Here is a 23052-nt window from a genome sequence, read left to right on the forward strand (position 1 = left end):
GTGAAACATCAAACATTCGGTGTATCGTTTGCAATAAAAACATCTATTTTTTTACCTTCTTATGGTTGCAGCAGAATTTTACCGATACTTTTTCCAGATTCTAAATAATCATGGGCAGCTTTTCCGTCAGCTAATGAAAAAATGGTTGGTTGACTGATTTTCATTTGATCCTTGCTAAAGTAGTCAAACAATCGAGAGCTTCTTCTCTCCCGCTCTTGAAAACTTGTCAAGTAATCCCACAGATCTCCTGTCAAAATACTTTTTGATTTAGATAGCAAGGGAATAAAGTCGATCGCTGGCGGATTTCCGCCGGCCATGCCAAAAAAGACAACCTTCCCTCTATTTTTGAGCAAGTCGACACTTTCGGCTAATGTATGCCCAATGCCATCATAAACGGTATCAAAGAAAGAAGTGTAGGTATCTTGCCATTCTGTATTTCTTAAAAAGACTTGTTTTGCTCCTTGGTCTAAAGCCAGTTGTCGCTTTTCTTCCGTAGAAGTGACGCCATACACTTCTAGGCCATCTGCGGTTAATAGTTGCGATAAAATTTGTCCGACGCCACCACTTATCCCATGGACGAAGACCTTACTATGATTCACATTATTGCCAAGATCATGAGCTAAAAAATCAGCTGTCAACCCTTGCAGACCGATACTGGCTGCTAATTTAGGTGGTGTACCTGATGGAATACGGATAGCATTTTCCTCAGGGACAGCCACCAATTCTGCATTAGCAAAAGGAACATCCACAAAAAGAATCGTTTCTCCTAGCTGAAACTTGGAGACAGATCTTCCTTTTTGAACAATCCTCCCTACCCCTTCATAGCCATTAATAAGAGGGTCTCGGGATTCAATATGATAGTTACCCTTTCTCCGATAAATATCAGCATAATTCAACCCAATATACATCATCTTTACCATTAGCTCATTTTCGTGAATGATGGATCAGGCAAATCCCCATATGTTAAAACAGTTGAATCACCGAATTCATTAAAATACAACGCCTTCATGCGCAAATCATCTCCGATCTTCAATCTATCAAAAGCCACGCATCAATCGATTGAAACTATCTACTAAACAACCAGTGTATGTCCCTTCGGTCATTTTAGATTTTCCTTTTATTCAAAAAAATCACCTTCTCTCGAAGGTACTTTCATTTTATTCCTCTTGTTGATATCCGTCAAAACAGATTATTTCTTCGGTTCGTCTAATACATTTAAAAATGAATAATGGTTATTTATATTATACGAATAAAAAATTTTAGATTTCCTCTCTCGAATAGGGAGCGTCAATAATTTTGTGTAAATGATTCTTCCCTACTGCAGATTGTTTCTAATTCTCAATCAGTTGGCTTAGCATTTGTTCAAGTTCGCCTTCGGCCTGTTGAAAGCCTTTATGACTGCGACCTAGGAATTTTTGGTTGTAAGTATCAAAAGACGAGACTAAGAAACGTTCCATCGACTCTTCGTTTTGGAACTGTTCCTTGCGGTGGCTGTATTTCTTGATTTGCTTATTAAAGGATTCAATCAAGTTCGTAGAATAAATACTCTTGCGTATGGCCAAGGGGAAATCATAGAAAGTGAGCAAGTGATCGTTCGAAAGAATCGATTCAACCACTTTTGGATAGCTGGTTTTCCATTTTTCCGCAAAAGCACCACGTGCTTCCAACGCCACCTCTTTAGATGAGGCTTGATACACCATTTTAAAATCATCACAGACTTCCTTACGATCATCGACACGCACTTTGTGACTGATATTACGGGAAACGTGTACACAACAATGTTGAAAACGAGCTTTGGGATAGAACCGACTAATCGCTCCTACCATCCCCTTTAAGCCATCCGTGATGAACAGGAGGACATTTTTCAAACCGCGCTCTTGAAGGTCCAATAAAATTTCCTCCCAAATCGTGATGGATTCAGTCGGTGCAATCGCATAGCTCAATACTTCCTTTGATCCGTCCGGGCGAATGCCAACTGCGATATGAATAGCTTCCTTGGCGACGGTTTTCCGCTTTAACGGAATATACGTTGCGTCCATATAAATAGCAGCATAACGGTCATGAAGCTCCCGCCCTTTAAACGCCGTTACCTCTTCTGTAAATGATTTTGTTATATTGGACATGGTTTGGGGCGTGTAGTGATGCCCATACATTTTCTCAATCAAGTCTGCGATTTCCGACATGGTAATACCTTTTCGGAAGAGGTGAATGACGGTCTCCTCTAACGTGTCATTCGTCCGTCTATAAGCAGGAACAGTCTGTTGCTTGAACTCACCATTGCGGTCGCGCGGAATCTGGAGATGAAGTTCCCCATACTCGGTCTTGACCGTACGGTCATAGGAGCCGTTACGAGAATTACCCGTGTTAAAACCAATGCGATCATACTTTTCGTAATCTATGAAAGCCGTTAACTCCGTTTTGAGAAGCGTATTGACTGCTTTCTCCAAATGGACACGGAATAATTCATTCAAATCGCCTTTGTTCGCTAGAGTCTTTAGAATTTCTGTAGTAAAATCGTTCATAGGGAAGTCCTCTCTTCTGTGAATGTGTTGTGGTAACTCTATTCTACAGAAGGGACTTCCTTTTTTCTATTTACACAAAATATTTTACACTCTCCTCGAATAATCACTCTAAGATAATATTATGATAAACGAATTTATTTCGATAGATTTTTAACTTTATTAAATACATAAACCTATTTTTCACTTCACTTTATGTATTGGAGCCATATTTACAGATATAATATACTTCACTTTATCACGTTTTGTGATTTTTTTGTTTTTATCTATGCAATCACATTTAGTGATAGTAATATAATATTTAAAGGAGTTATTTTTATGCAGACTGTAGGTGAGCGATTAGCTATTTTAAGAGAAAAAAGAAATCTTTCCCAGCCACAATTAGCAAAAGAGCTTAATGTAGCAACTAGCACTATAGGAATGTGGGAGATAGGAAAACGTGGACTTAAAGACGATGTAATACGACAATTGTCAAATTATTTTAATGTTTCTACTGATTATATTTTAAATGGGCACCAATCTAATTTTTCTGAATCAGACAATCAAGTGTCTTTTTTAACCAATAATATTACATCATCTATTGATGATCTGTCACAAGCCCAATTGATAGAAATATTAAATTATATTGAATTTGTTAAAAGGCGAGATTCAAGAAAATAAATTCTTATTAATACCTGGTACATGAAACGGGAAGAGAAAGTATCGAATTTCTGCGTTATTTATCTTCATTTGCATACCTAAATTAAAGTGAATAAATGTTTTTCTTTTTGATATGAATTGTACGTTTTTAAACAAACCGATCATCACTTTTTTACATTATTAAATATGTTCAAATAAGACAATGATCAACTAGTAGTTAATAAAGACTTCTTTCGAGTACTTTTCGTTATTGAATGATCGAATGATTTAAAAATTGCTGATAATTTCTTTGTAATCTGTATATTTATAAACTAATGAAGATGCCCGGGTACATGCTCTTCAATTAGTCAGAAACGTTTTCGAGCAGTAAAATGAAAACAACTACACTCTCCTATTAAATCTTATAGGATTGTAGCAGTTTTGAATTATTATTTTTTGGAGGGTTTAATTTGGAAATCGAAAAATTTAGAGATGATTTAAAAAATCTAGGTAAAAGAGTAACAAGTTTGAAAGACAATATTGCTACGGAAGAAGCTACAAAAACATCTCTTATTATGCCATTTTTTGCCGGTTTAGGTTATGATTTGTTCAACCCTACTGAGTTTGTTCCTGAATTCACAGCAGATGTCGGTATAAAAAAAGGAGAGAAAGTTGACTATGCAATAGTTCTAGATGGCAAACCAATGATTCTTGTTGAAGCTAAGTCTATTAATGAGCCACTAACTAAGCATGATTCACAACTTTTTAGATATTTTGGTACTACTGAATCAAAATTTGGCATTCTCACAAATGGAAAAGAGTATAAATTTTTTACAGACTTAGATGAGCCTAATAAAATGGACTTAACTCCTTTTTTAACAGTAGATATTACAAAAATTAAAGATTCCCAGTTCCCTGAATTAGCTAAATTCCATAAAGATAATTTTGATGTTGATAAAATTATCAGTAGTGCTTCTGAACTAAAATATTTGAACAACTTAAAAAGCTATTTAAACAAAGAATGGGAAAGTCCGAGTGATGACTTCGTCAAATACCTTTTAGGAGAAATATATGATGGAATGAAAACCAAGCAAACAATTGACAAATTTCAACCTGTTATAAAAAAAGGGCTTAATCAATATATACAAGAAAAAGTGAACGATAAGTTAAATGCAGCATTAAAAACTTCTGCTTCTCCAGATGAGGTAATAGTTGAAGAAAATGATGAAGAAGTGATAATAAAAGATGGTGGAGATATTGTTACTACACCTGAAGAATTAGAATCCTACACAATAGTGAAAATTGTTTTAAAAGATCTTATCTCTTTGGATAGGCTTTTTTATAGAGATAACAAAAGTTACTTTAATATACTGCTGGATGATAACATCAGAAAATGGATTTTACGTGTGAGAATCGGTCAAAATTCGAGTAAAATCGAACTTAATAATGAAGAAAAAACCATTCATGATATAAAGTCACCCATTGATATATATAACTTTTCTAACGAGATTATTGAGGTTACAAAAAAATTTTTATAGAAGACTGTCATCGTTCCTGTAAAAAAAATTTAAAGAAAATGTCTAGCCAATTTTCGGCTAGACATTTTTCTTTATTTCTTCGGTTCGTCCTCATCCATCTTCAGAACTGCCATGAAGGCTTCTTGCGGTACTTCGACGGAGCCGATTTGTTTCATCCGCTTCTTCCCTTCTTTTTGTTTCTCTAGGAGTTTGCGTTTTCGAGAAACGTCACCGCCGTAACATTTCGCCAATACGTTCTTACGCAAGGCTTTGATGTCGGAACGCGCAACGATTTTTTGTCCGATGGCTGCTTGGATCGGTACTTCAAATTGTTGTCGTGGGATCAGTTTTTTCAGTTTTTCAACGATGGCTTTACCGCGTTCATAAGCAAAGTCACGGTGAACGATAAAGCTTAACGCATCAACTTTTTCAGTATTCAGCAAGATGTCCATCTTCACTAGCTTGCTAGTTCGGTAACCAGACATTTCATAATCGAGTGATGCGTAGCCTTTGGTGCTGGATTTCAATTTATCAAAGAAATCAAAGACGATTTCCGATAATGGGATCTCATAAACGACGTTCACTCGATAATCATCCAAGTAATCCATCGTGACAAAGTCTCCCCGTTTGCGTTGGGACAATTCCATTACAGCACCGACGTAATCATTAGGCACCATGATTTGTGCTTTGACGTAAGGTTCTTGTACGTTTTCGATCGTGACTGGTTCAGGAAATTCTGCTGGGTTATCAACGACGACCATTGAGCCATCTGTCTTGTTGACGTGATAGATTACGGATGGTGCAGTCGTAATCAACTCAAGGTTAAATTCACGTTCTAGCCGTTCTTGCACGACATCCATGTGTAATAGGCCTAAGAAGCCGCAACGGAACCCAAATCCTAACGCTTGAGAGGTTTCAGGTTCAAATTGCAATGCTGCATCATTCAATTGTAATTTTTCCAATGCTTCTCGAAGGTCGTTGTAGCGTGAGGTATCGATTGGGTACAATCCGCAATAAACCATCGGATTCATTTGACGATAACCGGCTAAGGCTTCTTCTGCTGGATTGTTGGCTAATGTCACCGTATCCCCGACTTGCGTATCTTTAACGGTCTTGATGGCAGCAGTGATATACCCAACATCGCCCACCATCAACGCATCTCGTTGAATGGCTTTTGGTGAAAAGACACCAACTTCCGTGACATCAAAGGTCTTGCCATTGCTCATCATTTTGATTTTATCTCCAGGTTTGACCATCCCGTCCATGATGCGGACGTTTAAGACCACCCCACGATAGGAATCATACACGGAGTCAAAGATCAACGCTTTTAGCGGTGCTTCAATATCACCTGCTGGAGCTGGGACATACTCAACGATTTGTTCCAAAATGTCTTCGATCCCAATACCTGCTTTGGCACTTGCTAAAACAGCTTCACTGGCATCGATACCGATCACATCTTCGATCTCTGTTCGTACTCGCTCAGGATCGGCAGCTGGCAAGTCTATTTTATTAATGACTGGTAGGATCTCTAAATCATTGTCTAACGCCAAGTAGACGTTTGCCAATGTCTGTGCTTCGATCCCTTGAGCTGCATCAACGACGAGCACGGCGCCTTCACAAGCAGCCAAACTGCGGGAAACTTCATAGGTGAAATCGACGTGCCCTGGGGTGTCGATCAAATGGAAGATGTAGGTTTCGCCGTCTTTGGCGGTATAGTTAAGTTCCACGGCATTTAATTTGATTGTGATTCCTCGTTCACGTTCAAGATCCATGGAGTCTAATAGTTGGTTTTGCATTTCTCGTGACGTTACCGTATGGGTTTGTTCCAAAATACGGTCCGCCAATGTTGATTTCCCATGGTCGATATGGGCGATAATGGAGAAATTACGAATCTTCTCCTGTCGTTTTTTCATTTCTTCTATGTTCATGGATACGTTCCTCATTTCTTTTAGTCAGCTTTTCTATTATACCAACGAAACGCCAATAGATAAAGTATTTTTCTTAACCGTTATTTAGACATATTCATTCAGGTTTTGCTATACTAGAGCTAGCAAATAAATTGGAGTTGAAAGAATGGACAATAATTTTCATCAAAATCTACATATTCGAGCGGTGGAAGAAAAAGACGTTGATCAGTTCAACGAACTGTTAAGCTATGTTTTTCAGATCACTGAATCGGATATTGAAGAAAGCGGCTATGAGAGCAAACGGGAAATGATCAAATCTAAGCGCCCGATCTTAGAGCTTTCCAAAGTCTTTGGCTGGTTCAATGAAGACAAGTTGATCTCGCAAATCGCCGTTTATCCTTGTGAAGTCAATATACACGGCAAATTGATCAAAATGGGCGGAGTGACCGGTGTTGGGACCTACCCTGAATATGCCGGACATGGCCTGATGAAAGACTTGATCAAGCTTGCCTTAGAAACCATGCGGGAAGATCAGCAATGGATCTCCTATCTTTATCCTTATAATGTGCCCTACTATCGTCGCAAAGGCTGGGAGATCATGTCCGACAAGCTGACCTTCAAAATTCGTGATACCCAGCTTCCGAAAACCAAAGAAGTCCCTGGGATCGTAGAGCGCAAAGAAGTGGATGATCCTGATGTCTTTACTGTCTACAACCAATTCTCCCGCGACAACCATGGTGCCTTGCAGCGGACCTCTTTTCACTGGGAGGAGTATTGGCGCTATGAAAATGAAGAAGAGCGCACCGCGGCTGTCTATTACAATGCCAGTGGTCATCCGACTGGTGTACTTTTTTATTGGGTAGCCGAAGAAGTCTTCCATGTAAAGGAAATGTTCTACTTGAATCAAGAAGCCCGCAATGGTCTTTGGAATTTTATCTCTGCCCATTTCTCAATGGTTTATTGGGTCAAAGGAGACATTTATTCAAATGAACCCCTGTCCTTTTACTTGGATGACAGCCAAATCAAAGAAACCATCGAGCCATATTACATGGCGCGGATCGTCGATGTTGAACAGTTTTTGAAAAACTTCCCATTTGAAGCCTTCAAAACACCCTTTCACTTTGTTGTTTCCGACCCAGTTGCCGATTGGAACAACGGGATCTTCGGTGTCCAATACAATCACGGGGAGATCGTGGTTTCAAGAGAAGCCATCGGAAAAGCGGTCCAGCTGGATATTCAGACATTGTCTTGTCTGTTGATGAATTACCGCCGTCCAGCTTACTTAGAGCGTGTGGAACGGCTAAATACCGATTCAGAAACACTGGCATTACTGGAATCGATCATCCCTGATATGGAAGCCTATTTCAGTGATTATTTCTAAACAACGAATCAACCAAACGTACAACTATGAATGATTAAGGAGTGTTTTTGAATGAAACTATATTTTGCTGCTCCCCTGTTTGCTGCTAGTGACCTGCACTACAACGCCGAACTTGTTGCGTCGATTCGTCAGCAGTATCCGCAGCTGGAGATTTATTTACCTCAAGAAAATGCCGCGATCAATGATAAATCCGCCTATGCGGATAGCAAAATGATCGCTTTGGCAGATACCGAAAAAGTGCTGGAAAGTGATTTGATGATCGCATTGCTGGATGGTTTGACCATCGATGCTGGGGTTGCCTCTGAGATCGGTGTCGCTTATGCTAAAGGCATTCCTGTTTTAGGGCTTTATACGGATAGTCGCCAACAAGGTGCCGACAATCAGCAAAAGCTGGCAGCATTACAAACCGTTGCGGAAAATCAGTTCCACTATGTCAATCTTTATACGGTGGGTTTGATCAAGCTAAACGGGGAAATTTACTCCTCTGAAGCAGCCCTTTTAGCTGGCTTAGCCGACTATCTTTCGGAGGACAACTAAATGGGGCAAAATTATCAGCGACTGCAAAAGGTATTCACTATTTTTGGTATTCTCGTGTTTTGTTTTTCTTTGTGGGAATTTTTCCGTGGTGTCTATCCGCAAACACAAGGATTGATTTTCCTCGCCCAAGCCTTGCTTGGGATTTTATTGATCTTCGTCCCAGAAATGAGTAAAAAGTTCTTGAAAATCCAGCTACCAAACGCCACCGTCTACTTTTATTGGTTTTTCTTGCTGATCTCTGTATTTATGGGGACGATCTTACATTTGATCGAAACCATTGCTTTCTGGGATAAAATTCTGCATGCGGTAAGTCCAATGGTCTTGACGGCTGTCGGCTATGGATTGATCTGTCTGCTACTGAAAGAAGTCAAAGTTTCAAACGTCTCTCCCTGGTTATTCTTACTGATGGGCTTTGCTTTTGCTGGCTTGTGTGGTATCTTCTGGGAGTTTTGGGAGTTTATCTGCGATTCTGTTGGTGGAATGAACCTCCAACGTTATGCAACCTTAGATGGTACTCCGTTTATCGGTCGTGAAGCATTGATGGATACGATGGGTGATTTACTGACCAACACGATTGGTGCTGCCTTAATGGGCGTGATCGCGTATGTGCAAGGTCGAGGCAAACCTGATTACTTTGAAAGTTATCGGATTAAAAAATTATCATAAACGACCTTTAAAAGCTTGTTGAAACAATCGTTTTTCAACAAGCTTTTTTCTTTTGTTCTTTTATTCATAAAGAAAAATTTATAAAAATACTTAAATAACACATCTTATTTTTATAGATTCGCTGTCTAACAAGGTTTGACCTTTCTTACACTTCCCTATAAAACGATTACATCCACAAAAAAATTCCCTCGTTTAATCATTTTTATTTCCCCAAAAAACCATGGTCTGTTATAATTACATTATTCATTTGACGTTGCGTCAGTAAAGGAGAGGCTTATGGTTCTAACAGTGTTTTTTATTTTATGCTGCTTGATTTTTTCATCGATCACCTATGCGTTCTCTAAAGATGCTCGAAAATTTGTCCAACCTTTATCAATCAAAATTATTTTTATTGCATCAGCTATTATTGCGGTTTGGACAATGTTCTTTTCAATGGTTGCATTTGTCGCTTGGGTCATCTAAAAAACATTCTTGTCAGTTGCGATCGTTTTCGCTGCACTGGCAAGAATGTTTTTTCTTTTGATTAAAATAGTTTGATTTGATTCAATGGCCAAAAGCGCAGCAGCACTTTCCCTTCCATTTGATCTTCCGTTACAACCCCGAAACTGCGACTGTCTCTAGAGATCAAACGATTGTCTCCCATCACAAAATAGCTGCCTTCAGGCACCGTTACTGAGAAATCTTCCGTAAACTGTTCCGCACCAGCGGCGATTTGCTGAAACATTTCGCGATAAGAATATTCGTCTTGTAATTGATCGTCTGCAAATTTCTCTTTAAACTCATCTAAATAGGGTTCTTCGTATACTTCTCCATTGATCGTTAGGACATCATCTTTCATCTCGATGGTATCACCGGGTAAACCAATTAACCGCTTGACAGCGATTTTACTTGGATCATCTGGTTCAACACATATCACGATGTCTTGTCGGTCATAGGAGGAGATTTTTGATGCAATCAAACGCTGTTTATCTGCCAACGTTGGGTCCATAGAATGGCCACTGACTTGAACTGGGGTCAGGACAAACAGACGGATGAGAACCACGGCGACGATAAAGAAAAGCAGTAACCAATTTTCTTTGAGGATTTTTACCATAGCTGCTCTTTCGCTCCTTTACTGCATCTTTTGTCATCGGCGAAAGCTTGTTCTGCCATTTTGACAAAAGATATCTTCCTCAATCTTACGTGGAATTTTTGCTTTGAGCAAGAGAAATTATCGATTTTAAAAAATTTATGATATTTCTCGTTGAGAAAAGAATCGTTTACGTTCGATCACGACTCAAGAAAGCAAACACATCTTTTCGACGTAGACTCCCTATCAGTTGGTGATTTTCTTCGATCACCAACGTCTCATGACTCGCAAATAAAGTATACAACTCATTTAATGGCGTAGATGCTGCAATTTTCGGGTCAGCTTGATTGATGTCATTGCTGAAAAAGTTCATCCGTATCAAATCTCCTGCTGTGACCAGTTTCGCTTCATCTTCCCCGGTTTCTTCAAAGAAGCTTTTCACAAAAGCGGTCTTCGGTTGTGAAACAATGACTTCTGGTGTATCGCATTGAACGATCTTCCCTTGATTCATCACAGCGATGCGCGTCCCTAATTTTACCGCTTCTTTCATGTTATGCGTGACAAAAATAATCGTTGTCCCAAGCTCTTGGTGTAGATCGAGGACTAGCTCCTGTAAGGAATTACGAGAAATTGGATCAAGGGCACTAAAGGGTTCGTCCATCAGAATGATTTCGGGATTGGCAGCTAACGCGCGCAAGATCCCGATCCGTTGCTGTTCTCCACCAGACAATTCTTTCGGCATTCGATGACGGTATTGCTCTGGGTCAAGTTTGACCTGTGTCAGCAAACGATCCACGGCTTCTGAGCGATCTTTTTTTGACCACCCTAACATCTCTGGGATCACTTCGATATTTTGTTTGACATCCATCGTCGGAAACAGAGCGATTTGTTGGAGAACATACCCCATTTGCCAACGCATCTTTTGAATATTGTATTCTTTGATGCGTTTTTCTTTGAAGTAAATATCACCATCTGTCGGTTCTGACAACGCGTTGATCATCTTCAAAGTCGTCGTTTTCCCACTCCCAGAAGGACCGACCAAAACAAAGATTTCTCCTTTATTGATACTCAGATCTAATTGATCGATCACTAGTTTTTGATCAAACTTTTTACTGACGTTTTTAAATTCAATAATTGGTGTCATTCTTGTCCCTCCTTAATTAATCCTTCATCTATCAGGAAGGTACGTGCAACTTCTGCTGGATTTTTTCCTTCGACATTGACCTGATAATTCATTTCACTCATTTGTTCTTCGGTGATTTTCCCTGCCAACTTTTCCAATGCACGGACGACTTCTGGATGTTCCTCGGCAAAGGCTTCTTTCATCAAAGGCGCTCCTTGATAAGGTGGAAATAGTTCCTGATCGTCTTCTAGAATAACTAAGCCATATTGACGCAATTCACTGTCCGTGGAATAGGCATCCAGTAGATTGATATCACCATTATTGATGGCTTGGTAACGCAATGCTGGTTCCATACTTTGGACACTTGGAAAATCTAGCCCATAAAGTTCTTGGATCCCCGCATATCCGTCCGTCCGATCAATGAATTCGAGAGTGAAGCCAGCTTTGATTTGATTTTCGATTTTCTTCAAATCAGAGATCGTGGTTAGTCCATTTTCCTCAGCAAATTCTTTTTTGACAGCCAACGCATAGGTATTTTGATACGCCATCGGCTGAAGCAAGGTCATCTCAAACTGATCCTTCAATAGATTGACTGCTTCGGTATAGGTTTCGTCGGAGTCAAGGTTTTGACTCGCAAGCTCTTCTGGTACCTCAACTAAGCTCTCCAGCACGGTACCAGTAAACTCTGGATATATATCAACTTGACCATTGTCCAATGCGCTGAATAAGAAAGAGGTTTTTCCAAAATTTGGCTCTAGTTCAACTTGGGCATCAGGGTCTTCTTGTTCAATCAATTCTTTGTACATGTTGATCAAGATATCAGGTTCAGACCCTAGTTTCCCTGCGATCGTAATGGTTTTGGGAGCAAAAAATCCGCTTTGTGAGAAGGAAACCCCACCAATCAGCAAGATGATTGCTGCCAACGTGATCAAGGTATAGCGCGGTTTTAAATGTTGCAGGTAACGGATCAGGGTACTGAAAACAATCGCCAACAAGGCAGACCCGATCGCACCAATCAACGTTAACTCAGGCGCATTTCGATCGATCCCTAACAAAATAAAGGAACCTAACCCGCCAGCGCCAATCAAAGCGGCTAAGGTCGCTGTTCCGATGATCAAGACCAGCGCCGTGCGAATCCCAGAAATTATGACAGGCAAAGCAATCGGCAACTCGACTTTGATCAATCGGCGCATCCGAGACATACCAAATGCCGCAGCAGCTTCTTCGATTGATGGATCGATCTCCGAAAGGCCAATATAGGTATTTTGAAAGATCGGCAATAATGCATAAATAACTAATGCGATCAATGCAGGTGGCGTTCCGATCCCCACGAATGGGATCAATAAACCTAACAGTGCCAGTGATGGAATCGTCTGTAACACACTCGTTATTTGTAGGCCGACTTCCGCTGCCCGTTTATGATTAACCAGCCAAATAGCTAAAGGAACAGCAATAACGATCGCCACGAGCAGCGCAATGATCGACAATGACAAATGTTCAAAGACAGCTGTCAGCAATTCCCCTTTTCGCTCATTCAACGTTTCAAAAAAAGTATTCATCTTTTCATTCCTCTCCTACTCCATAAGAACAGTATAATCGAAGTGCGAATTTCCTCCAAACAACAAGCAAGGAGAACTTTTTTGTCATATGTTGAGAGACAAAAAAACGATGGCTGCCAATGAAATGGCAACCATCGTTTTGTATTTATTCATTTGTTCTCTTATTATTACTCGGTCATTGGCGTATTTTCAAAAACCAGCTGATCGTTCAATAATTCGATCGTGACTTGGGTCTTTGGTAAGACTCTGCCAGCAACGATTTCTTTTGCCAATGGGGTTTCGACTTCTCTTGTGATAAACCGACGGAGAGGTCGCGCACCATACGCTGGCTCATAAGCATTTTCAGCGATCCAGCGTTTGGCCTCTTCAGTGATCGTCAACAGTATATCTTGGACTTCCAGTCGTTGTGAAAGCTGTGCGATGATCTTGTCGACGATGCCTGTCACATCGCTTAGACTAAGCGGTGTGAATAAAATCGTATCGTCGATCCGATTTAAGAATTCTGGTTTGAAATGGCCTCTCAAGAGATTACGGACAGTTTCTGCGACAGTTTCTGGGATCGTCCCTTCTGCAGTCACGCCATCTAGCAAGACTTGAGAGCCGATGTTGCTGGTCATGATCAAGACGGTATTTTTGAAATCAACGACGCGTCCTTTTGAGTCTGTCAAACGGCCATCATCAAGCACTTGCAATAAGATATTGAAGACATCTGGATGGGCTTTTTCGATCTCATCCAATAAGACGATCGTGTATGGATTGCGTCGAACGGCTTCGGTCAATTGTCCGCCTTCTTCAAATCCAACATAGCCTGGAGGGGCACCGACCAAACGAGACACCGAATGTTTTTCCATGTATTCGCTCATATCGATCCGAACCATATGCTCTTCAGAGTCAAAGAGGTTGACCGCTAACGCTTTCGCTAATTCGGTCTTACCGACGCCGGTCGGTCCTAAGAACAAGAAGGAACCTAATGGTCGATTTGGATCTTGCAGACCAGCTCGGGAACGAATGACTGCGTCACTGACGGCATCGACTGCCTCGTCTTGTCCAATCACTCGTTGATGCAAGGTCTCATTTAATTTCAACAGTTTTTCTCGTTCGCCCTCCACTAATTTCGCAACAGGGATTCCTGTCAAGCGGCCCACGACTAAGGCGATCTCATTTTCTGTCACTGACTCTTGAACCATCCGAATGCCTTCGTCTTGGTTTTTTTCTTCCAATTCAGCGAGTTCTTTTTCCAGTTGGGGAATCGTCCCATGACGAAGAACAGCTGCCCGTTCCAAATCATAGTTATTTTCAGCATCTTCCAACTCATGCTTGGCTTTATCGATCTCTGCCCGTTTATTTGAAACTGCATTGACTTCTTCTTTTTCCGTTTCCCACTGCATTTTCATGGTATTGACTTCTTCACGCAATTCCGCCAATTCTTCTTGTAAAATGCCTAAACGTTTTTTCGATGCATCATCAGATTCTTTTTTCAGTGCGGCTTCTTCGATCTCCAATTGCATCAAACGTCGAGTGACCTGATCGAGCTCGGTAGGCATCGAATTCATTTCTACCCGAATCGTGGCACTTGCTTCGTCGATCAAATCGATGGCTTTGTCTGGTAAAAAGCGGTCCGTGATATACCGATCAGATAAGGTCGCAGCAGCAACAAGCGCATTGTCATGGATATTGACGCCATGATGGATCTCGAACCGTTCTTTCAAGCCACGTAAAATCGAAATCGTATCTTGAACGGTTGGTTCCTGTACCAGCACTTTTTGGAAACGACGTTCCAAGGCTTTGTCCTTTTCCATGTATTGACGGTATTCATCAAGGGTGGTTGCGCCAATCGTATGCAATTCTCCCCGTGCCAGCATTGGTTTTAGTAAGTTTCCAGCATCCATGCTGCCTTCCGTCTTACCAGCACCTACAATATTGTGGATCTCATCAATAAAGAGAATGATCCGTCCATCGGCTTTTTTCACTTCTTGTAAGACGGCTTTCAAACGCTCTTCAAATTCACCTCGGAACTTGGCACCTGCGATCAAGGCACCCATATCCAGAGAAAAGATCGTTTTGTCTTTTAGGTTTTCTGGGACGTCTTTTCGCACGATCCGTTGAGCCAATCCTTCAACAATGGCTGTTTTACCAACCCCCGGTTCACCAATCAAAACGGGATTGTTTTTTGTTTTCCGAGAAAGGATGCGAATCACGTCGCGAATTTCTTCGTCTCGTCCGATAATGGGGTCCATTTTTCCGCTGCGGACTTGTTGGACCAAGTCAACGCCGTATTTTTCTAATGCTTTGTATTGTTCTTCTTGATTTTGTGAGGTCACACGATCCCCTCCTCTTAATGTTTCGATCGTTTGCTTGATTTCTTTAGCGGTGATTCCTTGTTTCTTTAAATACACCGTCAATGGATGATTTTTCAATTTCATCAACGCATAAAGGACGATTTCTGTGGAAAGATACTCGTCTTGAAATTCATTTTTTAATTGATCTGCCTCAGACAAAAGATGAAACAGATTTTGACTCATGGATTGACCATAACGAACATTTCCTCCTTCAACCGAAGGCAGTTCATCTAGTAGCTGGTCGACTTCCTTTTCAAATGCATCGACATCAAGGCCTGTATCCGTATAAAAATTGCGGCCGAATTGATTGGCTTGCAATAAAATCTTCCATAAATGCGGTATATCGATTTCTTGGTGGTGACGCGTCATGGCAATCTGCTGTGCTTCCGCGATGGCACTCTGTAATGTAGTCGTCATTTTTTCTGGGTTCATACTTTTCCCTCCCAAAATGGTAGTCAGAAAAATTAGTACACTGCAAGCAGCATCCTTTTTTCTACTCTTCTATTATACAATATTGGTCAGTAATGGTCAAAAGATTTCCCTCGAAGATCAAGATTTTTTTCAGTATTCTTTCATGAAAATTGACAGATAGGAAGCCGCAATGGTATGCTAGGTCCTGATTGGTCAGGAACTATTGATTTTCCTGATCCTTTTGATCGCTATTTGGCGATAGTTATTCAGTAAGATTATCTACTTAGCTGTAACGTCTACTGTTTACAGCTTTTTTATATGGAGGAAACGATGTTAACATTAACGAATATTAGCCAACAATTTGGCGACAAATTGCTTTACGAAGATGTTTCCGTTCAAATCAACCGTGGGGAAAAAGTCGGGTTGATTGGACGGAACGGCGCTGGCAAAAGTACTTTAATCAAAATCATTACAGGAGAAATTCTCCCAGACGATGGCTTTGTTCAATTTCCGAAAAATTTGAAAATGGGCTATTTGGATCAATACGTCAATGTTGATGAAACGCAATCGATCCGTGATTTTTTGCGCTTCGCCTTTGCAGAAGACTTCGAAAAAGAACAACAGATCGCAGATCTTTATACTGCTTATGGCGAAAGTCTTGACGATAAGCTTTTAGAAAAAGCCGGCGAATTGCAAAATCAATTGGATCAAGGGAATTTCTACCAAATGGATACATTGATCGATGATTTAGCAGAAGGATTAGGTATTTCGGTTCTCGGCATGGATACCCCCCTTGCTTCCTTAAGTGGTGGTCAACGCTCAAAATTGATCTTAGCAAAAATGCTGCTAGAAAAACCCGACATGCTGATTTTAGATGAACCGACCAACCACTTAGATGATGAGCATATCAAATGGCTGGTTGAGTTTTTACAGGACTTTACTGGTACCTACTTAGTCGTTTCTCATGATCGTCAATTCTTGAATGAAATCACTACCCATATCATTGATATCGAATTTGGCAAGCTTTCTAAGTATACGGGGAATTTAGACAAAGCATTAAAGCTAAAAACGCTGCAAAATGAAAGTTATATGAAGCAATACGAAGCACAACAAGAGCATATCAAGAAAACCGAAAGCTATATCCGTAAATACAAAGCTGGTTCTCGTTCAACAATGGCAAAGAGTCGTGAAAAACAATTGGCAAAAATCGAACGTTTGACCCCACCCCAAGATGTCCCTAAACCACATCTAGGATTTGATTTGGCACCGATCGTTACGACCTTGGCATTAGAGACGACCAATCTAGTGATCGGTTATGACCAAAAGCCTTTACTATCGCCAATCAACCTAACGATCCGCTATGGCGAAAAAATTGCGATTCGGGGATTTAATGGGATCGGTAAATCGACGTTGATCAAAACAATACTTGGTGTGATCCCTGCAATTGAAGGAACCGTTTCTTACCCACAGCATACAAAGTTTAATTACTTTTCTCAAGATCTTGACTGGGAGTATCCATTACAGACGCCTCTGCAATACCTCGAGGATCTTTTCCCAAAGGCAACCAACAAAGAATTGCGACGACAACTTTCTCGTGCGGGATTACCTAGCCAGCTTGCTCAAGAGGAATTGAAATTATTGAGTGGTGGCGAGCAGACAAAAGTGAAGTTAGCTGAAATGATGCTGATCAAAAGCAACTTTTTGATTCTTGATGAACCGACCAACCATATCGATCAAGACACGAAAAACAATTTGGAAGAAACCCTGGCAACTTTTCCCGGAACCGTTCTGATCGTTTCCCATGAAGCTGAATTCTATGAATCCTTTGTTGATCGGATCATTGATTTGAAAGACTAAAAAAAACGCTTATCCTCTACTCGAAGATAAGCGTTTTTTTAACTTTCCACTTTTTCTTTTCTAAGCTCTGTCAGCTCTTGGCTAATGTCTTTGCGCTTTTCTTTCATTACATATGCAAAACCAATAATGAAGGGCCAAATGAATGTCGCTAAGCGATACAGCAGCATAGAAGATGCTGCATCGACTGTGCCGACTAATGGACCAAAAAGCAGCATATAAATAAATTCAAAGGAACCGATCCCTGCCGGTGTTGGAATCACCCCGGACAAGACGACGGCAAAGCTGATGAAGGATAACGTCAACAAGAAATCGATCTCTGGGTGCTGCACGACAAGAATCACATAAGGGATCACGTACCAAGGCAGCATCTTCAAAAGATTCCAAAGGTAGATGCGTAAGAAAGCGGTCCGGTCGGTAATGATTGCATTGACCGTTTCTCGCAAAGAATAGATCTGGGTGTTGCATTTGTCAACGATCCCTCTTAACGTTGCACTTTTGAATAGCTTATTGCTGACGATCACAAAAAAGACTTGAATGTTGATACTGACAGAAAGTGCCAATAAAGCGGCTATGATCAAAAAGACGAGTACGATCCCCGCCAATATCACCCAAATCATATTCGGCGCATTGTCATAGAATAGCGAAAATTGAATGATCAACCCAGCGATCGCATAAGTCAATATGGCAAACTTATACATTACCATGTGTAAGGTGGTGACCCCAACCCCTTGTGACAACTGCAAGCCATTTTTACGATAAAAATTCACCTCTGAGATCAAGGTGCCCGCGCCAAACGTCACGATCCGATAAAACCCACTGTAACAGACGGTTAGAAACCCCGCCTTGGTGGTGAATTCCGGTTGAAAAGTCACTGCGATCTCTTTGACTGTTCGTCCTTCAATCACTAAGTACAATGTGCCAAGCCCCATAACCAGTAAGACGACGAGAAAGCTGGTCTCTCTTAGCCCCGCTAAAATTTCCATCATCGAGTTACGGACAAAAAAATACATCACACCCAGAATGCCTACTAGTAAAAGTAAATTAAGGGCGAACTTCACTTTAGTTTTCATATTAACTCCTTGCTTGTTAAACCGAATTTATGCAAAAAAGACCATCAGCAGGATAGCAAAAACGGTGCCGAAAGCAAAAAAGAAATAAAATTTCTTCTTTCTTGTTTTATGGCGAAACACGCGTTGCGCGATCAAACCGCCTAATCCGCCGCCAATCGCCCCCATAAAAAGGAGATTTGCTTCGGGAACCCGCCAACCTTGTTTTACTGCCTGATATTTATCATAACCCATCAGACAGAAAAGATAAAGATTGACTGCAATTAAATAAAACCACAATGGATTGTAAATCAGTGCATCCATCCATTTCCTCCATATGATTGATCGTAGGGACCATTATTTTGATTCTTGTGCTTCCTCAGGTACCAACATCGTCAACCCGTGCTTGATGACTTTCATCTCGATTGGCAGATCATCCGTTGGATCGCCGTCGGTCCGAGTATGAACCGTTTTTTCTTTCGCTTTGATCGAGACCTTTGCGGCAGTGAAGTATTCAACACTTGGTACTTTGGCAATTCTACCCCGAATAATTCTTGGCAAATACAAAATAAACCGTAAAATGTTCAATTTTGGCAAAAGAATAACATGGAACAAGCCATCGTCAGGTTTTGCTTCTTCATCAAAGTTCTTAAACCCACCTGCTGAATTCGACATAACGATCGTCAGTAATTGACTTTTCCCCTGCCATTTCCGTTCGTCAGCAATGATTTCCAATTTGTATTGTTTCTTTTTGATCAACAGATGAATGAACCGTTTCATAAACGCCAACGGACCGTACTGTTGTTTTTCTTCTTGGGAAGTTGCGGCGGCGGTATCTGCCAAAAGACCAATGGTCATCGTCGAGATCATTACTTGATCATTGACCATCCCATAATCGATCGGACGTTCAACCCCTGTTAAAATATTCTCAAACGCTTCTTCTGGCTTGTCTGGAATACCTAACATTCGAGCGAAGTTATTTACCGTTCCTCCAGGAATGATCCCGATCTTCAGCTCATCCAGCTTTTCTTTGAATGTTTGCAGCCCATGATGGATCGTGCCATCTCCGCCGATGATCACAATCGTATCGACTGCGTGTTTTTTGGCAGCCTCTCGAACGTCTTTTGGATCCACGTCTGGATTTGAGGCCTGCAAGAACGCTTGATGCTCATCGCCTTGTTCATTCACATAGGCTTGGAATTTTTCTGCTGTTTCTTTTGCTTCACTTTTCCCCGCTGTATCGTTGTATAATACGAGAATTTTCATCCTATTCACATCCTAATAAAAGGCCGGGCCTTACGCAAGACCTGCGTGAAGAGTTCCCAGCCCTAAAGTTGTTCTTTTCTTTCAATGAAGAAGCTGCTGCTATGCTTGCGCATTCAGTTCGGCGATTTTCACGATCACATCGGTCGCTTTCATCATTGATTGTAGTGAGACGAACTCATAACGTCCATGCATATTTTCTCCACCAGCAAAGATATTCGGGGTTGGAATCCCTAGATAGGAGATTTTCGAGCCATCGGTCCCACCACGGACAGGTTCTGTCATCGGTGTGATTCCAACTGCTTTCATCGCATCTTTCGCTAAATCAATGATGCTCATATCTTTTTCGATGATTTCTTTCATGTTGTAGTATTGATCATATAGATGTACATGCACTCGTGGTTCATCAAAGCGGGCATTCAAGCTTTCTTGAACCGCTAATAATTGTGCTTTTCTTTCTTCGAAACGACTCCGGTCATGATCTCGAATAATGTATGCCATTTTCGCTTCTTCTACTGAACCACTAAGGCTCATCAAATGGAAGAACCCTTCTGTCCCTTCGGTTTTCTCAGGAACTTCATCAGCAGGTAGCGCATTTTGAAAATCGACTGCTAGTTGCAAGGCGTTGATCATGGTGTCTTTGGCTGTTCCAGGGTGGACATTTTTTCCTTGGATCGTAATTTCAGCTTGCGCCGCATTGAAGGTTTCGTATTGCAATTCTCCTACTGGACCGCCATCCATTGTATAGGCAAAATCAACATTGAAATCTTCAACATCGAACTTATCTGCACCAACACCAATTTCTTCATCAGGGCCAAAAGCGACTTTGATTTCCCCATGCTTGATCGTTGGGTTTTTCAGTAAAATTTCCATGGCTGTCATGATTTCTGCAATACCTGACTTATCATCAGAACCTAATAAAGTGGTACCATCGGTAGTGATCAAGGTTTCGCCAGCATAATTTTTTAAATTCGGAAAATCTTTTGTGTTTAATGTGTATTTTCCTTCTTTATCTAATTTAATGGTCGATTCGCCATCGTAATTTTCGATGATCTGCGGATCAACATTTTCTGCATTAAAATCGGCGGTATCCATATGGGCGATAAAACCGATGGAGCGCACGTCATGATCGACGTTACTTGGTAATGTTGCGATCACGAAACCATTTGATTCATTGTAATGAACATCGCTTAACCCTAGTTCTTCAAGTTCTTTTTGCAGTTCTTTAGCAAACGCGACCTGTGTTTGGGTGGAAGGGGTTGTGGTGCTTGTCGCATCTGAGCGAGTTTCTGTTTTGACATATTGTAAAAAGCGAGGCAATAAATTTTCGTACATAAAAGATTCTCCTATCTATAGTCAAATGGATTTGTTGAAGTGGTGGAAGGAACAAAGGTCACAGCCCAGTTCTCTTCTGCTTTCCACTGATTGAATTTCTCAATAAACCGAGGAATACATTCCTTTTCGATGTTGTGCCCTGGATCGATCCCGATCAACCCATTGGCTTGCATGTCATGGGCGAAATGGTAACTGATATCGCCAGTGATGTACACATCCGCTTGATGGCGTAAGGCATCCGAATAAAACGATTGACCACTGCCGCCACAAATGGCGATTCGCTGAATTTTTTCAGGTGCATTAGGAAAACTGACAACCCGTAAAGCAGTCAAACCAAACCGCTCTTTGACACGTGCGACAAACTGATCAATGGAAAGAGGCTCAGCGAGGTTGCCAACCCGTCCGATTCCATAGGTCTTCGGCAAATTGTCTAAGGCATACAGATCATAAGCTGGCTCTTCGTAAGGATGAGCAGCGATCATTGCCGAAAGGACCTTTTTCTCGATCGTTTCTGGAAAAATGACTTCGATTTTCGCTTCTTGCACCTGTTCTTCTTTTCCGATCTCACCGATGGCAGGATGCGCCGCTTGCTGTGGTGTAAAGCGACCGGTGCCAATCAATGAATAGCTGGTGTTTTGGTAATTGCCTTGCTGACCAGCACCAGCTTTTCCTAATGCCTTTCGCAATGCTGGTGCCGATTCAACTGGTGTAAATACAGCTAGTTTCTTCATTTTTACTTGATGGGTTTGCTTCAAGTACGTATCTGGTTCAACTTCTAGCAGTTCACAAAACCAATCGTTCAAACCGTCTTCAATAATATCCATATTGGTGTGGGCGGCGTAAACGGCGATATCATGCTTGACGAGATCCATCAACATCTTTTGTTGCGGATCATCGGTCAGCAAGCGGTTCAAAGGGCGAAAGATCGGTGGATGTTTCGCGATGATCAAGTCGATCTTTTTCTCGATGGCTTCGGTTACCACTTCTGGACGGACATCAAGGGTCATCATGACTCGCTCGAGGGGTTTGTTTAATGTACCAACATGCAGACCAACAGGATCGCCTTCTTCTGCCAACCATAATGGGCAATATGCTTCAAAGCGTTTGATAAATTCTTGACCAGAAATCATGCCAGTACCTCCTTGATCCATTCGATTTGTTCTTTCAATTCATTCATTTTCTCAGCAGGTGGTTCTTTGGCTTTCTCTAACTCTTTGACCACTCGTTGACGCTGCTTCAATTCATGCTGCCATTTTTTATAAAAAACTGGATTTTTTTCTTTTAATAAACAGGGACCAAAAAATAATTGCTGGGGCGTGTACGTCGCTTTTCCAGTTTCCGCAACGATGATTTCGTAATTTTTGTCATTTTCTTCTAACAGCACTTCATGAATGATCGTAAAATTGTGATCAACGAGCCATTCCCGCAAAGTCCTTTCGCCAACATTCGGTTGTAAGACCAAACGTTTGACCCCCGCTAAGCGATTTTTTCTGCTGCCTTCTTCTAAAATAGAGCGAATCAAAGTCCCCCCCATTCCAGCAACAACAACCGTGTCGATCTTATCTGCTGGCTGAATAGCGTCCAATCCGTCTGCTAAGCGCACCACGATCTTCTCTGTTAGCCCGTTTTTACGTACTTGTTTACTGGCAGAATCATAAGGTCCTTGAACGACTTCTCCAGCTACAGCATAAGTGATTTTGTTCTGCAGCATCAATGCCACAGGTAAATAAGCATGGTCGGAGCCGATGTCGGCGATACGTGCTTGGTTGGGAATTTGTTCGCCCACGCAAGCCAAACGATCCGATAATGCATGTTCGTTCATATTGTCACTCCTTCTTTCGTAGTATAACACGCTTTCCATAAATAGAAAAAAATGTGCGTCTTGACTGTGGTGCCATTGCCAAG

General features: G+C 41.2%; 19 protein-coding genes and 1 pseudogene. 7 read left to right on the forward strand and 13 right to left on the reverse strand.

Annotated elements, in window-relative coordinates:
• Positions 1-59 precede the first annotated feature (59 nt).
• Both IGJ05_RS03500 and IGJ05_RS03505 read right to left on the reverse strand, forming a co-directional pair.
• Positions 60-1009 (reverse strand): annotated as a pseudogene (locus IGJ05_RS03500) (zinc-binding dehydrogenase).
• A 322-nt stretch (positions 1010-1331) separates the two neighbouring features.
• Entirely contained in the window at positions 1332-2522 is a 1191-nt protein-coding gene (locus IGJ05_RS03505; protein WP_271292405.1) for an IS256-like element ISLgar5 family transposase, read from the reverse strand.
• A 315-nt stretch (positions 2523-2837) separates the two neighbouring features.
• On the opposite strand from IGJ05_RS03505, the gene IGJ05_RS03510 reads away from it, so the two are divergent.
• Both IGJ05_RS03510 and IGJ05_RS03515 read left to right on the forward strand, forming a co-directional pair.
• A complete protein-coding gene (locus tag IGJ05_RS03510) occupies positions 2838-3179 on the forward strand; it encodes a helix-turn-helix domain-containing protein (protein WP_208773195.1) in 342 nt (113 codons plus the stop codon).
• 428 nt (positions 3180-3607) lie between these two features.
• Positions 3608-4675 (forward strand): type I restriction endonuclease, encoded by a 1068-nt coding sequence (locus IGJ05_RS03515; RefSeq protein ID WP_081117039.1) that lies wholly within the window; start codon positions 3608-3610, stop codon positions 4673-4675.
• 71 nt (positions 4676-4746) lie between these two features.
• On the opposite strand, the gene lepA is transcribed toward IGJ05_RS03515, so the two are convergent.
• Complete coding sequence (lepA, locus tag IGJ05_RS03520) at positions 4747-6582, reverse strand: translation elongation factor 4 (protein ID WP_005226023.1); 1836 nt, start codon at positions 6580-6582, stop codon at positions 4747-4749.
• Positions 6583-6727: 145 nt separating this feature from the next.
• On the opposite strand from lepA, the gene IGJ05_RS03525 reads away from it, so the two are divergent.
• The 4 genes from IGJ05_RS03525 to IGJ05_RS03540 all read left to right on the forward strand — a co-directional run bounded on the left by IGJ05_RS03525 (position 6728) and on the right by IGJ05_RS03540 (position 9607).
• Entirely contained in the window at positions 6728-7942 is a 1215-nt protein-coding gene (locus IGJ05_RS03525; protein WP_416230100.1) for a GNAT family N-acetyltransferase, read from the forward strand.
• A gap of 51 nt (positions 7943-7993) precedes the next feature.
• Positions 7994-8479 (forward strand): nucleoside 2-deoxyribosyltransferase, encoded by a 486-nt coding sequence (locus IGJ05_RS03530; RefSeq protein WP_081117042.1) that lies wholly within the window; start codon positions 7994-7996, stop codon positions 8477-8479.
• Positions 8480-9145 carry a hypothetical protein gene (locus tag IGJ05_RS03535; RefSeq protein ID WP_005226020.1) on the forward strand — a complete coding sequence of 222 codons (666 nt, stop codon included), beginning with the start codon at positions 8480-8482 and terminating at the stop codon, positions 9143-9145.
• A gap of 276 nt (positions 9146-9421) precedes the next feature.
• On the forward strand, positions 9422-9607 hold the full coding sequence (locus tag IGJ05_RS03540) for a hypothetical protein (RefSeq protein WP_005226019.1): 186 nt from the start codon (positions 9422-9424) through the stop codon (positions 9605-9607).
• A gap of 61 nt (positions 9608-9668) precedes the next feature.
• Here the strand turns inward: IGJ05_RS03540 and lepB are convergent, their stop codons facing one another.
• From lepB to clpB, 4 genes are all read right to left on the reverse strand, one after another.
• Complete coding sequence (gene lepB / locus IGJ05_RS03545) at positions 9669-10238, reverse strand: signal peptidase I (protein WP_081117043.1); 570 nt, start codon at positions 10236-10238, stop codon at positions 9669-9671.
• A gap of 166 nt (positions 10239-10404) precedes the next feature.
• The gene (locus tag IGJ05_RS03550; RefSeq protein WP_005226017.1) at positions 10405-11358 is read right to left on the reverse strand and encodes an ABC transporter ATP-binding protein; all 954 of its coding nucleotides are present in this window, start codon (positions 11356-11358) and stop codon (positions 10405-10407) included.
• A complete protein-coding gene (locus IGJ05_RS03555) occupies positions 11355-12896 on the reverse strand; it encodes an ABC transporter permease/substrate-binding protein (protein ID WP_005226016.1) in 1542 nt (513 codons plus the stop codon). Before IGJ05_RS03555 ends, IGJ05_RS03550 begins: the two co-directional genes overlap by 4 nt.
• Before the next feature lie 167 nt (positions 12897-13063).
• Positions 13064-15667, reverse strand: coding sequence for an ATP-dependent chaperone ClpB (gene clpB / locus IGJ05_RS03560; RefSeq protein ID WP_005226015.1), 2604 nt, complete (start codon positions 15665-15667; stop codon positions 13064-13066).
• Between the two features lie 309 nt (positions 15668-15976).
• On the opposite strand from clpB, the gene IGJ05_RS03565 reads away from it, so the two are divergent.
• A complete protein-coding gene (locus IGJ05_RS03565; RefSeq protein ID WP_416230101.1) occupies positions 15977-17503 on the forward strand; it encodes an ABC-F family ATP-binding cassette domain-containing protein in 1527 nt (508 codons plus the stop codon).
• 38 nt (positions 17504-17541) lie between these two features.
• On the opposite strand, the gene IGJ05_RS03570 is transcribed toward IGJ05_RS03565, so the two are convergent.
• The 6 genes from IGJ05_RS03570 to IGJ05_RS03595 all read right to left on the reverse strand — a co-directional run bounded on the left by IGJ05_RS03570 (position 17542) and on the right by IGJ05_RS03595 (position 22969).
• Positions 17542-18573, reverse strand: coding sequence for a lysylphosphatidylglycerol synthase transmembrane domain-containing protein (locus IGJ05_RS03570; RefSeq protein ID WP_005231344.1), 1032 nt, complete (start codon positions 18571-18573; stop codon positions 17542-17544).
• A 27-nt stretch (positions 18574-18600) separates the two neighbouring features.
• A complete protein-coding gene (locus IGJ05_RS03575) occupies positions 18601-18873 on the reverse strand; it encodes a DUF1294 domain-containing protein (RefSeq protein WP_010748207.1) in 273 nt (90 codons plus the stop codon).
• 33 nt (positions 18874-18906) lie between these two features.
• Positions 18907-19815: a diacylglycerol/lipid kinase family protein gene (locus IGJ05_RS03580; RefSeq protein WP_081117046.1), complete on the reverse strand. Its 909-nt coding sequence runs from the start codon at positions 19813-19815 to the stop codon at positions 18907-18909.
• A gap of 99 nt (positions 19816-19914) precedes the next feature.
• Complete coding sequence (pepT, locus tag IGJ05_RS03585; RefSeq protein ID WP_081117047.1) at positions 19915-21147, reverse strand: peptidase T; 1233 nt, start codon at positions 21145-21147, stop codon at positions 19915-19917.
• A gap of 11 nt (positions 21148-21158) precedes the next feature.
• On the reverse strand, positions 21159-22277 hold the full coding sequence (locus IGJ05_RS03590) for a Nif3-like dinuclear metal center hexameric protein (protein WP_280115273.1): 1119 nt from the start codon (positions 22275-22277) through the stop codon (positions 21159-21161).
• Positions 22274-22969 (reverse strand): tRNA (adenine(22)-N(1))-methyltransferase, encoded by a 696-nt coding sequence (locus IGJ05_RS03595; protein WP_438725031.1) that lies wholly within the window; start codon positions 22967-22969, stop codon positions 22274-22276. The genes IGJ05_RS03590 and IGJ05_RS03595 overlap by 4 nt, the downstream gene beginning before the upstream one ends.
• Positions 22970-23052: the final 83 nt, after the last annotated feature.

Source organism: Enterococcus sp. AZ167 (assembly GCF_051714025.1).
Classification (GTDB): Bacteria; Bacillota; Bacilli; order Lactobacillales; family Enterococcaceae; genus Enterococcus_D; species Enterococcus_D casseliflavus.

Excerpts from the sequence above, each read along its gene's own strand:
- IGJ05_RS03575 (WP_010748207.1), bottom strand. The coding sequence starts at position 18,873 with ATGGATGCACTGATTTACAATCCATTGTGGTTTTATTTAATTGCAGTC.
- lepA (WP_005226023.1), bottom strand. The coding sequence starts at position 6,582 with ATGAACATAGAAGAAATGAAAAAACGACAGGAGAAGATTCGTAATTTC.
- IGJ05_RS03530 (WP_081117042.1), top strand. The coding sequence starts at position 7,994 with ATGAAACTATATTTTGCTGCTCCCCTGTTTGCTGCTAGTGACCTGCAC.
- pepT (WP_081117047.1), bottom strand. The coding sequence starts at position 21,147 with ATGTACGAAAATTTATTGCCTCGCTTTTTACAATATGTCAAAACAGAA.
- clpB (WP_005226015.1), bottom strand. The coding sequence starts at position 15,667 with ATGAACCCAGAAAAAATGACGACTACATTACAGAGTGCCATCGCGGAA.
- IGJ05_RS03580 (WP_081117046.1), bottom strand. The coding sequence starts at position 19,815 with ATGAAAATTCTCGTATTATACAACGATACAGCGGGGAAAAGTGAAGCA.
- IGJ05_RS03505 (WP_271292405.1), bottom strand. The coding sequence starts at position 2,522 with ATGAACGATTTTACTACAGAAATTCTAAAGACTCTAGCGAACAAAGGC.
- IGJ05_RS03510 (WP_208773195.1), top strand. The coding sequence starts at position 2,838 with ATGCAGACTGTAGGTGAGCGATTAGCTATTTTAAGAGAAAAAAGAAAT.
- IGJ05_RS03540 (WP_005226019.1), top strand. The coding sequence starts at position 9,422 with ATGGTTCTAACAGTGTTTTTTATTTTATGCTGCTTGATTTTTTCATCG.
- IGJ05_RS03595 (WP_438725031.1), bottom strand. The coding sequence starts at position 22,969 with ATGAACGAACATGCATTATCGGATCGTTTGGCTTGCGTGGGCGAACAA.
- IGJ05_RS03590 (WP_280115273.1), bottom strand. The coding sequence starts at position 22,277 with ATGATTTCTGGTCAAGAATTTATCAAACGCTTTGAAGCATATTGCCCA.
- IGJ05_RS03535 (WP_005226020.1), top strand. The coding sequence starts at position 8,480 with ATGGGGCAAAATTATCAGCGACTGCAAAAGGTATTCACTATTTTTGGT.
- IGJ05_RS03570 (WP_005231344.1), bottom strand. The coding sequence starts at position 18,573 with ATGAAAACTAAAGTGAAGTTCGCCCTTAATTTACTTTTACTAGTAGGC.
- IGJ05_RS03550 (WP_005226017.1), bottom strand. The coding sequence starts at position 11,358 with ATGACACCAATTATTGAATTTAAAAACGTCAGTAAAAAGTTTGATCAA.
- IGJ05_RS03555 (WP_005226016.1), bottom strand. The coding sequence starts at position 12,896 with ATGAATACTTTTTTTGAAACGTTGAATGAGCGAAAAGGGGAATTGCTG.
- lepB (WP_081117043.1), bottom strand. The coding sequence starts at position 10,238 with ATGGTAAAAATCCTCAAAGAAAATTGGTTACTGCTTTTCTTTATCGTC.
- IGJ05_RS03525 (WP_416230100.1), top strand. The coding sequence starts at position 6,728 with ATGGACAATAATTTTCATCAAAATCTACATATTCGAGCGGTGGAAGAA.
- IGJ05_RS03565 (WP_416230101.1), top strand. The coding sequence starts at position 15,977 with ATGTTAACATTAACGAATATTAGCCAACAATTTGGCGACAAATTGCTT.